The organism is Pseudomonas neuropathica (assembly GCF_051174785.1).
Classification (GTDB): domain Bacteria; phylum Pseudomonadota; class Gammaproteobacteria; order Pseudomonadales; family Pseudomonadaceae; genus Aquipseudomonas; species Aquipseudomonas neuropathica_A.
Genome location: NZ_CP195111.1, coordinates 4,769,799 through 4,782,500, shown reverse-complemented (window position 1 = coordinate 4,782,500; position 12,702 = coordinate 4,769,799). Strand labels below are relative to the sequence as shown.

The 12,702-nt window shown below is 60.6% G+C and carries 14 protein-coding genes; 9 read left to right on the top strand and 5 right to left on the bottom strand.

Annotated features, from left to right (window positions below; all coding sequences use genetic code 11):
• Nucleotides 1-18 precede the first annotated feature (18 nt).
• On the top strand, nt 19-483 hold the full coding sequence (locus ACRRSD_RS21580) for a CopD family protein (RefSeq protein WP_150646996.1): 465 nt from the start codon (nt 19-21) through the stop codon (nt 481-483).
• 220 nt (nt 484-703) lie between these two features.
• Here ACRRSD_RS21580 and ACRRSD_RS21575 read toward each other — a convergent pair whose 3' ends face one another.
• From ACRRSD_RS21575 to ACRRSD_RS21560, 4 genes are all read right to left on the bottom strand, one after another.
• Nucleotides 704-1,462: a hypothetical protein gene (locus tag ACRRSD_RS21575; RefSeq protein WP_095119206.1), complete on the bottom strand. Its 759-nt coding sequence runs from the start codon at nt 1,460-1,462 to the stop codon at nt 704-706.
• A complete protein-coding gene (locus ACRRSD_RS21570; RefSeq protein ID WP_122600769.1) occupies nt 1,455-1,736 on the bottom strand; it encodes a DUF1145 domain-containing protein in 282 nt (93 codons plus the stop codon). The genes ACRRSD_RS21575 and ACRRSD_RS21570 overlap by 8 nt, the downstream gene beginning before the upstream one ends.
• Before the next feature lie 162 nt (nt 1,737-1,898).
• Nucleotides 1,899-2,621: an OmpA family protein gene (locus ACRRSD_RS21565; RefSeq protein WP_435035228.1), complete on the bottom strand. Its 723-nt coding sequence runs from the start codon at nt 2,619-2,621 to the stop codon at nt 1,899-1,901.
• Nucleotides 2,622-2,712: 91 nt separating this feature from the next.
• Nucleotides 2,713-3,408: an OmpA family protein gene (locus tag ACRRSD_RS21560; RefSeq protein WP_007918596.1), complete on the bottom strand. Its 696-nt coding sequence runs from the start codon at nt 3,406-3,408 to the stop codon at nt 2,713-2,715.
• Between the two features lie 199 nt (nt 3,409-3,607).
• Between ACRRSD_RS21560 and ACRRSD_RS21555 the strand changes: the two genes are divergently transcribed.
• The 4 genes from ACRRSD_RS21555 to ACRRSD_RS21540 are packed head-to-tail and all read left to right on the top strand — an operon-like array spanning nt 3,608 to nt 5,323.
• The gene (locus ACRRSD_RS21555) at nt 3,608-4,105 is read left to right on the top strand and encodes a DUF6231 family protein (RefSeq protein ID WP_435035226.1); all 498 of its coding nucleotides are present in this window, start codon (nt 3,608-3,610) and stop codon (nt 4,103-4,105) included.
• 4 nt (nt 4,106-4,109) lie between these two features.
• A complete protein-coding gene (locus ACRRSD_RS21550) occupies nt 4,110-4,586 on the top strand; it encodes a YchJ family protein (RefSeq protein ID WP_435035225.1) in 477 nt (158 codons plus the stop codon).
• Nucleotides 4,587-4,628: 42 nt separating this feature from the next.
• Nucleotides 4,629-5,123 (top strand): LEA type 2 family protein, encoded by a 495-nt coding sequence (locus ACRRSD_RS21545; RefSeq protein ID WP_435035223.1) that lies wholly within the window; start codon nt 4,629-4,631, stop codon nt 5,121-5,123.
• The gene (locus tag ACRRSD_RS21540; RefSeq protein ID WP_034154967.1) at nt 5,120-5,323 is read left to right on the top strand and encodes an SEC-C metal-binding domain-containing protein; all 204 of its coding nucleotides are present in this window, start codon (nt 5,120-5,122) and stop codon (nt 5,321-5,323) included. Before ACRRSD_RS21545 ends, ACRRSD_RS21540 begins: the two co-directional genes overlap by 4 nt.
• A gap of 156 nt (nt 5,324-5,479) precedes the next feature.
• Here ACRRSD_RS21540 and ACRRSD_RS21535 read toward each other — a convergent pair whose 3' ends face one another.
• A complete protein-coding gene (locus tag ACRRSD_RS21535) occupies nt 5,480-6,037 on the bottom strand; it encodes a cysteine hydrolase family protein (RefSeq protein WP_435035222.1) in 558 nt (185 codons plus the stop codon).
• A gap of 146 nt (nt 6,038-6,183) precedes the next feature.
• Between ACRRSD_RS21535 and ACRRSD_RS21530 the strand changes: the two genes are divergently transcribed.
• The 4 genes from ACRRSD_RS21530 to ACRRSD_RS21515 all read left to right on the top strand — a co-directional run bounded on the left by ACRRSD_RS21530 (nt 6,184) and on the right by ACRRSD_RS21515 (nt 12,700).
• Nucleotides 6,184-6,828 (top strand): glutathione binding-like protein, encoded by a 645-nt coding sequence (locus ACRRSD_RS21530; RefSeq protein ID WP_435035220.1) that lies wholly within the window; start codon nt 6,184-6,186, stop codon nt 6,826-6,828.
• 191 nt (nt 6,829-7,019) lie between these two features.
• Nucleotides 7,020-9,470: a penicillin acylase family protein gene (locus tag ACRRSD_RS21525; protein WP_435035219.1), complete on the top strand. Its 2,451-nt coding sequence runs from the start codon at nt 7,020-7,022 to the stop codon at nt 9,468-9,470.
• 510 nt (nt 9,471-9,980) lie between these two features.
• Nucleotides 9,981-11,015, top strand: a complete 1,035-nt coding sequence (locus tag ACRRSD_RS21520; RefSeq protein ID WP_435035218.1) for a ligase-associated DNA damage response exonuclease — start codon at nt 9,981-9,983, stop codon at nt 11,013-11,015.
• Nucleotides 11,012-12,700 (top strand): ATP-dependent DNA ligase, encoded by a 1,689-nt coding sequence (locus ACRRSD_RS21515; protein WP_435035217.1) that lies wholly within the window; start codon nt 11,012-11,014, stop codon nt 12,698-12,700. Before ACRRSD_RS21520 ends, ACRRSD_RS21515 begins: the two co-directional genes overlap by 4 nt.
• Nucleotides 12,701-12,702: the final 2 nt, after the last annotated feature.

Genomic DNA, 12,702 nt, shown 5'->3' with positions numbered 1-12,702 from the left:
GCAGAACGGAGTACCCCAATGACACCTTTTAGCCTCGTTTATCCCCTGCATGTGCTGTCCGCTTTAGTCTGGGTAGGTGGCATGTTTTTCGCCTGGATGGTACTGCGCCCGGCGGCTGTGAAGGCCCTCGACGGCCCTGCCCGACTGACCCTGTGGGTGGAAGTGTTTCAAGGTTTTTTCCGCTGGGTCTGGGTTGCGGTGATCCTGTTGCCGATCAGCGGCGTGGGTATGCTGCACTTGCAGCAGGTCGGATTTGAGACCGCACCGAAGTATGTGCAAGTGATGATGGGCTTGTATGTGGTGATGACGGCGCTGTTTATCCGCATTCAGGGGTTGATGCTGCCTGAGCTGCGTAAAGCGGTGGAGGCGAAGGACTGGCCGGCGGGTGCGGCGGTGCTGGGGCGGATTCGCCGGGTGGTGGGGCTTAATCTGATTGTCGGGTTGGTGTTGGTGGCGATTGCGGCGGCTCGGCCGATGTTCTGAAAATGGGGGCAAAAATCAAAAGCCCCTCACCCTAGCCCTCTCCCGGAGGGAGAGGGGACTGAATGGGGGATATTGAAGAGATACGCCGACTTGAGAGATTGGCTTTGAATCCATAATCGACTCGGTTTTGCAGGTCGATGAATAGCGTGAGTCAGCTTGGTCGGCCCCCTCTCCCTCTGGGAGAGGGCTGGGCGGGCGGCGTTCCGATGAGGGTCTGCCTTTAAAGGCGCTGCACCGTCACAGCCCCCGCCGCCCCCACTGGCCCAGGCTGGCCATCCGCCCCGGCCTTGCCGTTCTTGCCGCCATCCGCGCGATACACCAGGCAGCCCTTGGACTTGCCACCCTTCCCTGCTTTGCCGCCAACGCCCGCCGGGCCACCGTTGCCACCCGCGACATTGACCTTGATCAGCTCAGCCGGAAACTCGCGCGGCACTTCAAGACGCACCAGCGCACCCGGTGCGCCCGGTTGGCCGTCGCTGCCGTTACTGCCATCGAAACCGTGCCCGGCCGCGCCATAGGTGCAGCCCGGGTCTTCACCATTCCCGCCATCGAGGCCGACAAAACCCGGCGCGCCGGTGCCGCCACGGGCATCGACCAGCAGTTGCGGCGCGTTCAACGCCTTGAATTGCAGATTCAGATTGCGCCCCGCACGGGCGGCTTTCTCATAAGTCCCCGGCGCCCCACGCGCAGTGATCTGACTGCCTTCACTGAGTTCGGCACGGGCCACTTTCAATTCCAGAGCCTGTTCAGCGGGAACGATGGCAATGCGCGCTTCATGGCCCAGGCGCAATTCGCCTACGGTCAATTCAGTCACATTGGCAGGAATCAGCAAGGTGCCGTAGTCGGCCACGTCCAGACGTTCGAGCTGCAAGGTACTGGTGGTATTGGGCAAACGCATCAGCGAATTGGTTTCGACGCTGACCACTTGGGCACAGGCCAACGGGCTGATGAATGCAGCGAGCAAGCAAAGTTTACGCATGGGAAGAAGCCTCCGGAGCGGCCGGGGCCGGGATGGTTTGCAGGTGGAATACGCCGAACAGCAGGATGCGGCCACGGTCACGCCAAGGGTGCGGACGACCTTTGAGGCTGCGATTACACAGCAGCACCTCGAACACATGGATCAGCAACAGCAGCACGCCGGCCAGATTGACCAGCAGATGCAGCGGATGTACGAACGGCACCAGTTGATTGACCAGCACCACGCAGCAGAACAGCAGGGTCAACAAACGCCCCAGCCCCCAGAACACTTTCATACGCCCCCCGTGTTGCGAATTATTCTTTGGGCGCACAGTAACGGCTTCTGCGGGGGATAAGCCAGAGGGATAAATGAAAAAATTGCGATCGCCTGCCAAATGGCTGCCGAAACGACGCTGATCGTCGTCCGGCAGCTCTAGCCTGCGCCCTACAGAGGCGTTTTATCGATTGATGTGCAACTCCACACGACGGTTCTGCGCGCGCCCTTCATCGGTGGCGTTATCGGCGACCGGCTCACTTTCGCCGCGCCCTTCACTGGTCAGTTTGTTCGGCGCCAGGCCCTGGCTCAGCAGATATGCCGCGACACTGCTCGCACGCCGTTCCGACAATGCCTGGTTGTAGGCATCCGAACCTTTGCTGTCGGTGTGACCGATGACCTTGATGCTCACCACGTCGGCATTGCGCAGCTTGTCCATCAGCGTATCGAGCTGGGCTCTCGCCGCCGGGGTCAGGTCGGACTTGTCGAAATCGAACAGCACGTTGCCGGCATCGCTGAGGGTGATGACCTCGGTTTGCGGCGCAGGCTCCGGCACTTTTTCCGTGATCGGATACTGCGGCAACGGGCAACCACGGTGATCGACCGGGGTATTTTCCGGGGTATCCGGGCAACGGTCGCGGCGGTCGAACACGCCGTCGCTGTCTTCATCACCGTCCTGGGCATAACAGATCAGTCCGCCGGTAAGAATCCCCAGCGCTGCGCCGCCACCGGCCCAGCCAGCGCTTTCGATAGCGCCGAGGCCGCCACCGACCAGTCCGCCGATAACGCTGCAGATCGGCCACGTACGTTGATTGAGGGGTGCAGTGCCATCGCTGTGGGTGGCGCAACCGGTGAGCAAGCTGCCTAGCAGTAGCACCGGCAAGACGGACCTTGAGAAAACACTCATTGTGAAAGCTCCTGTGTCACCGGCCCATACCGGTTACACAGGAGTAAAGACCCGCATCCGCGACTGCACAAGCCGCGGATGCGAGAGGGGCTTAACGCTGGATTTTGATTTCGGTACGACGGTTTTGCGCGCGACCGTCCGCGGTTTTGTTGTCGGCCACTGGCTGGCTTTCACCCAGACCGGACACGGAAACGAAGCTGGCACGCGGCACACCTTGCTGAATCAGGTAGTCCACCACCGAGTGCGCACGACGATCCGACAGTTTTTTGTTGTAGGCATCGCTGCCCACGCTATCGGTATGACCGGTCACGGTCAGTTGCGCCGTCGAGGATTCCTGTTTCAGGCGGGTGGCGACCTTGTCGAGTACTTGCTTGTCAGGGCCGGTCAGCGTGGCTTTGTCGAACTGGAAGTGCACATCACGGATAACAATGGTTTCTTCCTTGACCACTACAGCTTCTTCGACCACGGGTGCAGGCGCTGGTGGAGGGCAACCGTCAGCGTCGACCTGTACGCCTTTAGGCGTGCCCGGGCACTTGTCGCGACTGTCCGGCACACCATCGCCGTCTTCGTCGCCATCACCGTGTACCCAGCAATAGGCCGCTGCCGTGCCACCGACCAGCAACGCACCGTAGCCGGCCCACGCCGAACTTTCGGTTGCGCCGAGACCGGCACCGACGACACCACCGACCGCCGCACAGGTCGGCCAGTCGGTTTTCTGCAAACCTGCGCAACCAGTCAACACACTGGTTAGCAGAATCAAAGGTAATGCTGTCCGAACTATGCTCATCTGGTTTTCTCCTGAGGGATCGGCTTAAAACCGATTCAGGGAGTAAAGACCGGAGTTTTAATCTCCGCCAGCAATAGGCCACGGCTGTTTGCGACCGTGTTCACAGGACTTCGGCGCTTTTGCCGCAAAGCCGCGTGACAGCGCGCTAGGCTCCGGTGATGGAGCGCGCTAGTCTTGGCGATCTGATTGAGGAGCTTCGATGAACGTCGCCATTTCTCCGCGAACGCCCCAGCAGGCGTTGGCTGCTTTACTGGATCGTTACGCCCCGGCGCGCTTGCTATTGATCGGCGCCAGCGAGTTTCCGGCATTGAGTGCCTTCAAAGAGGCGCATCCGGATACGAACGTCGCCCACACCGCGCCCGGCGCCTTGCCTGCCGAACTGGCGGCGCAGCGTTTCGATCTGGCGCTGGTGGTCGACTGCCTGGAACATTTGCCCAAACGTGATGGCCTGAATCTGTTGGGCGGGATTCGTAATCTCAACGCCAGCCGCATCGCCGTGCTGGCGGATCTGCCGGCCAGCGGCTGGCAGGAAACCGACTTCTATTCGCTGGCGCTGCAAGCCAGTGAACGCTTTCAACGCGACGATCAAGTGTTGACCCTGTTCACCTATGATCTGCTTGACTACAAACAAGTCCCCGACTGGCTCAACTCACGGTTCTGGGCCAATCCGGAAAACTTCGGGAAATACTGGTGGTAATGCAATGAGTACAGCCATTTGCCCTTGCGGCAGCGGCAATCTGCTGGATGCCTGCTGCGGTCATTATCACGACGGCCATCCTGCGCCGTGCGCCGAAGCCTTGATGCGTTCGCGCTACAGCGCCTATGTGTTGGGTTTGATCGATTACCTGGTAGCGACCACCCTGCCCGCTCAACAAGCGGGACTGGACCGCCAGTCGATCAGCAACTGGAGCGCGCAGAGCACCTGGCTTGGCCTTGAGGTAGAAAGCTCGGAAGTCTTCGGCGGTCAGCCGGAACACGCCTTCGTCACTTTCACCGCGCGCTGGCACGATGATCAGGGTGAGCACAGCCATCGCGAGCGCTCATCGTTCGTGCAGAACGCCGGCCGCTGGTACTTCATCGACCCGACGGTGCAGTTGAAACTGGGGCGCAATGACAGTTGCCCCTGCGCCAGCGGGCAGAAGTTCAAGAAGTGCTGTGCGGGGTATTTCGGCGCTTAGATTCGTCGGCGACTAGACTGGGAGCAAAAGGAGTTTTACTCGATGCTCAGTCAATGGCGCACATTCCAGGTTTTCACCCTGATGCTGATCCTCAACCTCGGCGGCTGCGCGTCGTGGTTCAGCGATGACAGCGTCGACCCCACCGTGCATCTGGTGAAAGTCGAAGTAGTGCGCGCCAAACTGCTCGAACAGAAATTCATCCTGCACTTTCGCGTCGACAATCCCAACGACAGCGACCTGACCGTGCGCGGCCTGGAATACCGCATTCATCTGGCCGACATGCTGCTGGCCGAAGGCGAGCATGAACACTGGTTCACCGTCGGGCCGAAACGCAGCGCGTATTTCAAGGTGCCCATCCGTACCAACCTGTGGCCTCGGGTAAAAGACGTGGTGAAAATGCTGAAAAGTCCCAACCAGCAGATTCCCTATCGATTGCAGGGCGAGATGGAAACCGGTTTATTCATCGCCCACTACGTGCACCTTGAGCGCAATGGCGTGATAATCCCCGCCGATTTAATTCCGGAGCAACACCGATGACCCAGCAACCTCATGTCCATGGCCCTGACTGCAACCACGATCATGACCATCATCACGAGCATGACCACGGCCATGTTCACGGCCCGAACTGCGGCCACGCCCACCAGGAACCGGTGCGCAACGCCCTGAAAGACGTCGGCCGCAACGACCCGTGCCCATGCGGCAACGGCAAGAAATTCAAGAAGTGCCACGGCGCTTGATGCACTGGGCGAAGACCCTCTTCGCCTGACCTGCCGCCTTCGCGAGCAAGCTCGCTCCCACAGTGGTTCTACGCCGAACACATTTTTTGTGGACATCCGCAGACCTTGTGGGAGCGAGCTTGCTCGCGAAGGGGCCGGCACATACGGCGAAGTTTTTCAGCCAGCCACCAGAATATGTGCAGCACTGACCACCGTCGCATACTCCCCCTGCAAATTACCCAGCGACATCCCGTGCACCTCTTCAGCAGTACGCCGCGTGCCGAAATAATCGGCCTTGTCGAAGGTGAAGCACGCATCCTCTGCCACCCACGTATCGAACCCCAGATTCCCCGCCGTGCGCGCCGTGGATTCAACGGAGTTGTTCGTTGCCACGCCAACAATGACCAACTGCCCGATCCCCACCTCATGCAACCGCGCTTCTAATCCGGTGGCACAAAACGCATCCGGCACCTGCTTCTGAATCAGCCATTCACCGTCCTGCGGCAAAAATCTCTCTTGAAACTCGACCCCTTCCTGCTCCGGCCAAAACACCGAATCCGGCGCACGCGACAGATGCTGCACATGAATCACCGGTCGCCCGCTACGCCGCCAAAGCCTCAGCAGATCAAGGATTCGCTCTTCCGCCTGCGGATTATTGCGCCGCCCCAAACGTGGCTGCAGGATGCCTTTTTGCTGGTCGATGATGATCAGTGCAGCGTTGGCCTGAAGCTCCATGGCGATTTTTCTCACGCGGGGTCATTGAATTCTGCGCAGTTCAGCATCACCTCTTCCTGTTAAGCAAGCTATCGAACGCACACGGGACGACCTGACGCCGGCGTTTGCTGTCCGCACACACGTCCATTTCTGCTTTGGAGTTTTCCATGATCGATCTGTATTACTGGACCACCCCCAACGGCCACAAGATATCCCTGTTCCTCGAAGAAGCCGGCCTGCCGTACAACGTGCACCCGATCAACATCAGCCAGGGTGAGCAGTTCCAGCCGCATTTTCTGAAAATCGCCCCGAACAACCGCATCCCGGCCATCGTCGACCACACGCCTGCCGATGGCGGCGAGCCGCTGTCGCTCTTCGAGTCCGGGGCAATCCTGCTGTATCTGGCGGAGAAGACCGGGAAGTTTCTGCCAAAAGACCTGCGCGGTCGGCAAACGGCGTTGCAATGGCTGTTCTGGCAGATGGGTGGTTTGGGGCCGATGGCCGGGCAGAATCATCACTTCAGCCAGTTCGCCCCGGAGAAAATCCCTTACGCGATCAAGCGCTACATCGACGAGACCGCGCGGCTATATGGCGTATTGAACAAGCAGCTGGCCGATAACCAATTCGTCGGCGGCAGCGAATACAGCATTGCCGACATGGCGATTTATCCGTGGATCGTTTCGCACAAGTGGCAGAGCCAGAACCTTGAAGACTTCCCGCATGTACTGCGCTGGTTCAACCACATCAAGGATCGCCCTGCGACAGTGAAGGCGTATGCGTTGGTGCAGAAAATCAATCCACCCAAATCCTGATTTAACGGCAAAAGATCGCAGCCTGCGGCAGCTCCTACATGGGAATGCATGCCTATGCAGGAGTTGCCGCAGGTTGCGATCTTTTCCATTCGACAGAAATACACAAATAACCCCTGCCCCCGCTTGCGCGGCTACCTCCTGCTCACTAACGTAGCGCCTTTACTGACGCTACCCCCCGCAGGAGCTTTGCCATGGCCTCGCCAGCCCTCACACATTTTCTTCCCCGGTTCGGCGTTGCCGCAGCAGTGGCCGGTGTATTGGGCCTGTCCGGTTGCCAGACCTGGAACGCGCAAGACACCCTCCCGCCGACCTCCGGCGTGCAGCCGCTCAAGGGCCTGGCGCAGAACGTGTCGGTGCGGCGCAATGCCATGGGCATGCCGTTGATCGAGAGCAACACCTTCCACGACGCGCTGTTCAGCCTCGGCTACGTCCACGCCAGCGACCGCATCAACCAGATGGTCACCCTGCGCCTGCTTGCTCAGGGCCGTCTGGCGGAAATGTCCGGTGCATCGATGCTCGATGCCGACCGCTACATGCGCGCAGTCAACCTGAAGAAAAGCGCCGGCGAGCTGTACAAGGCTTCGTCGCCACGCCTCAAGCGTTTCTTCGAAGTCTATGCGCGGGGCGTCAACGCCTACCTGTTCCGCTACGCCGACAAGTTGCCGGGCGACCTCGCCTCCAGCGGTTACAAGCCTGAATACTGGAAGCCGGAAGATTCGGCGCTGATTTTCGCCCTGCTGAATTTCAGCCAGTCGGCCAACCTGCCGGAAGAAATTTCCTCACTGGTGCTTGCGCAAACCGTGACCAGCGACAAACTGGCCTGGCTGACGCCGTCCGCGCCCGACGAAAACCTGCCACTGGCCGAAGCCGACAAGCTGCAAGGCCTCAAGCTCAACGGGCAGATTCCCGGCCTGACCGAGCTGAGCAACGCCAGTCAGCAACTCTCGGCACTCAACCTGCTGGGCACGACGTCTTCGAACAACTGGGCAATCGCCCCACAACGCAGCCGCAGCGGCAAGAGCCTGCTGGCCAGCGACGCCCATGGGCCGCTGGCCGCGCCATCGCTGTGGAGCTTCGTGCAGATCCGCGCACCGAAATATCAGGCGGCGGGCGTCACCGTCGCCGGTTTGCCGTTGGTCCTCGGCGGCTTCAACGGCAAAGTGGCATGGAGCACGACCAGCGTGCTCGGCGATAACCAGGATCTGTTCCTGGAAAAAATCCGTCGCCAGGGCAGCAGCCTGACCTACGAGGTCAACGGCAAATGGCAACCGCTGGGCGTGCGCAACGAAACCTACTTCGTCAAAGGCCAGCGACCGATTCGCGAAGCGGTGTACGAAACCCGTCACGGCGCGCTACTCAACAGCGCTCAAGCGGCGGCGCAGGGCAGCGGCTACGGTCTAGCCTTGCAGACGCCGAGCTTCACCGATGACAAGTCTCTGGATGCTTTTTTTGATCTGACCCGTGCGCAAACCGTTGAACGTGCCTCGGATGCCAGCCGTGAAATTCGCGCCATCGCCTTGAATCTGGTGTTCGCCGATGCGAGCAATATTGGCTGGCAAGTCACCGGGCGTTTCCCGAATCGGCGTGAAGGCGAAGGTTTGCTGCCATCTCCGGGCTGGGAAGGTCGCTACGACTGGGACGGTTACGCCGATCCGATGCTGCACCCGTACGATCAGGATCCGGCGCAAGGCTGGCTCGGCACCGCCAACCAACGCGTGATTCCTCACGGTTACGGCATGCAACTGTCGAACTCCTGGGCCGCACCGGAGCGTGGCGAGCGTTTGGCCGAATTGGCTGGCAGCGGCAAACACGACAGCCGCAGCGTGATCGCCATGCAATACGACCAAACCACCACCTTCGCCGCCAAGCTGAAGAAAGTCTTCGAAGCACCGGGCATGAAGCAACCGCTGAAACAGGCGATTGACGCCCTGCCGGAAGCCGATCGCAGCAAGGCCCGTGAAGCGTTTACGCGGTTGATGGCGTTTGACGGCAAGCTCAGCCCGACCTCCGCGGATGCGGCGATCTATGAGTTGTTCCTGCAGGAAAGCATGAAGCAGATCTTCCTCGACGAACTCGGCCCGGAATCGAGCCCAGGGTGGAAGGCGTTTATTGCTAATGGTGATTTGTCCTACGCGGCGCAGGCTGACCATTTGTTGGGGCGTGAAGACAGTCCGTTCTGGGATGACATTCGCACGCCGCAGAAAGAGGATAAAGCGGTGATTCTTGCCCATAGCTTCGCGGCGGCGATCAGCGCTGGCGACAGTCAGTTGGGTGGCGATCACCGGGCCTGGCAGTGGGGCAAGCTGCACAGTTATGCCTGGAAGAACAGCAATGGCCAGACCGTTCGGGGGCCTTTGGCGGCGGGTGGTGATCACACTACGTTGAACACGTCGGCGTTCGCCTGGGGTCAGGATTTCACCACTACGCGTGCGCCGTCGATGCGTTTCATTGTCGACTTCGGTCAGGCTGAGCCGCTGATGGGGCAGAACGGTACGGGGCAGTCGGGTAATCCGGTCAGTCCGAATTACCTCAACGGGATTGATGCGTGGCTGAAGGGGCAGTACATCGGCTTGCCGATGCAGCCGCAGAACTTTGATCGGGTCTACGGCAAAACTCGTTTGACCCTTACTCCCGGCAAATAAGGCAAAGGTCAAAAGCCCCTCCCCCTAACCCTCTCCCGGAGAGAGAGGGGACTGATTGGGGGTTGCTTGGGACATGCGCCGACCTGAACGTGCACTGCCGAATCCAGAATCAACTCGGTTCGTGCCTTGCCGAATCCGTAATCGACCCGGTCTTTCAGGTTGATGTAGCTGGCCAGATACCTCTCCCTCCGGGAGAGGGCTGGGGTGATGCGCTTTTGATCTGGTCCAGAATCTGTGTTCGACTCGGTATTTCACGTCGGCGTAGCTCTCCCGGACACCTCCGTCAGCCCCCTCTCCCTCCGGGAGAGGGCCGGGGTGATGCGCTTTTGATCTGGTCCAGAATCTGTGTTCGACTCGGTATTTCAAGTCGGCGTAGCTCTCCCGGACACCTCCGTCAGCCCCCTCTCCCTCCGGGAGAGGGCTGGGGTGAGGGTTGCTCTTCAAAGTCGATAGAACTTCTGAACACGCGCCAACCTCATAGCTAACAAGCCCCCCATTTCTGGTAACGACATGGACCTTGTTATCGCCCGCCCCGAAGGTCTCTATTGCCCTGCCGGGGATTTCTACATTGATCCGTGGCGCCCCGTCGAGCGCTCGGTCATTACCCATGCCCACGGCGATCACGCCCGTACCGGCAACCAGCATTACCTCGCCAGCAGCGCCAGCGAAGGGATTTTGCGCGCGCGACTGGGGCAGGACATCAACCTGCAAACCCTCGCCTACGGCCAACGCCTGACGCACCACGGTGTCACCCTGAGTTTTCACCCCGCCGGCCACGTCCTCGGCTCGGCACAAGTCCGTCTGGAGTACGGCGGTGAAGTCTGGGTCGCGTCCGGCGATTACAAGATCGAACCGGATGGCACTTGTGCGCCGTTCGAACCGGTGCGCTGCCACACCTTCATCACCGAATCGACCTTCGGCCTGCCGATCTACCGCTGGCAGCCACAGGCGCAAGTGTTCAGCGAGATCAATCAGTGGTGGGCGGCGAATATTGCCGCCGGCAAGGCCAGCGTGTTGTTCTGTTACTCGTTCGGCAAGGCCCAGCGGATTCTCCACGGCATCGACGAAAGCCTCGGCCCGATCCTCAGCCACGGTGCAGTCGAGCCGCTGAACCGGGTCTACCGCGAGGCGGGCGTTTATCTGCCACCGACGATCTACGCCGGCGACGTGAAAAAAAGCGACCCGATCATGCGCCAAGCCTTGGTCATCGCCCCGCCTTCAGCCGGAGGCAGCACCTGGATGCGCCGATTTGGCGAGTTCAGCGACGCGTTTGCCAGCGGCTGGATGCGATTGCGCGGCACCCGACGGCGGCGCGGTGTGGATCGCGGTTTCGTGCTCTCCGATCACGCTGACTGGCCCGGACTGCTCTGGGCGATTGAGCAAACCGGCGCGGAACGGGTGATGGTCACCCACGGTGCGATCGGCGTGCTTGTGCGGCACCTGCGCGAACAGGGTCTGGATGCTCAGGGCTTCAACACCGAATACGGCGATGACGAAGAAGAAAACATCGCTGCCGAACCGACCATCGCCGAGATGCCCGCATGAAAGCATTCGCCGAGTTGTACGCCGAACTCGACGCAACCACGTCAAGCAACGCCAAACTGGCGGCGATGCAGACTTACTTTGCCCAGGCCGAACCGCATGACGCCGCGTGGGCGGTGTACTTCCTCTCCGGTGGCCGGCCCCGACAACTGGTGCCAGTGCGAATTCTGCGCGAACTCGCCGTCGCAGTCTCCGGCCTGGAGCCATGGCTGTTTGAGGAGAGCTATCAAGCGGTCGGTGACCTGGCGGAAACCATATCCCTGGTACTCGCGGAGAACCCGCACAGCTCCGACGCCGGCCTCGCCGAATGGATCGAAGAAAAACTGCTGCCGCTGCGCGGTGAAACCCCGGAGTACTTGAGCCGCCAACTGCCCGCCCTGTGGGCGCAACTGGATCGATCGAGCCTGATGCTGTGCATCAAATTGATCACCGGCAGTTTCCGCGTCGGCGTATCGAAACTGCTGGTCACCCGGGCCTTGGCGTCGATGGCCGGGCTGGACAGCAAACGTGTGGCGCAGCGCTTGGTCGGTTACACCGATCTGTCGAACCGGCCGAACGCGGCCAGTTACCTGAAACTGATTGCCCCAGAATCCAGCGATGAACATGCCCAGCGCGGCGGCCAGCCCTACCCGTTTTTCCTCGCTCACGCCTTGTCGCAACCGGTGGAAGAATTCGAGGCGCTGATCGGCCCGGCCAGCGACTGGCAGGTGGAATGGAAGTGGGATGGCATCCGCGCGCAGGTGGTCAAACGTGAGGGACGGCTGTGGATCTGGTCGCGGGGTGAGGAACTGGTGACCGAGCGCTTTCCGGAACTGGATGTATTGGTGCACGGCTTGCCCGACGGGACAGTGATCGACGGCGAAATCGTCGTGTGGAAAAGCACGCATCCGCGCACTGAAGACGCCTTTGATCCGCAATCGAACGAACCGCCAGCCGTGCAGCCCTTCGCCCTGCTGCAACAACGCATCGGCCGCAAAACCCTCGACAAGAAAATCCTCGAAGAGGTGCCGGTGGTGGTGCTCGCCTACGACTTGCTCGAATGGCAGGGCGAAGACTGGCGCAATCAGCCGCAGGCCAAGCGCCGCGCACAACTGGAAGAAGTCATCGCCCGCTGTAACAGCCCGGTGCTGCTGGCCTCGCCGGTGCTGACCGGCAGCGACTGGTTCGACCTCGCCCGCCAGCGCGAGTCCTCACGGCGCTTGGGTGTTGAAGGCATGATGCTCAAGGCGCGTGATTCCCTGTACGGCGTCGGACGCACCAAGGACATGGGCGTGTGGTGGAAGTGGAAAGTTGATCCGTTCAGTGTCGATGCCGTGTTGATTTACGCGCAGCGCGGCCATGGTCGGCGGGCCAGTTTGTACAGCGATTACACCTTTGCTGTGTGGGACGGCCCGCCCGATTCGAGTCAGCGCGCGCTGGTACCGTTTGCCAAGGCGTATTCTGGACTGACCGATGAGGAAATGCGTCAGGTCGACAGCATTGTGCGCAAGACCACCGTGGAAAAGTTCGGCCCGGTGAGCAGTGTGAAACCGAGTCTGGTGTTCGAACTCGGCTTCGAAGGCATCGCCCTCTCCCGCCGACACAAGAGCGGGATTGCCGTGCGTTTTCCCCGGATGCTGCGCTGGCGTCAGGATAAAACCGTGGATGAGGCCGATAGCCTAGCCACTCTGCAGGATCTGCTGGCCTGACC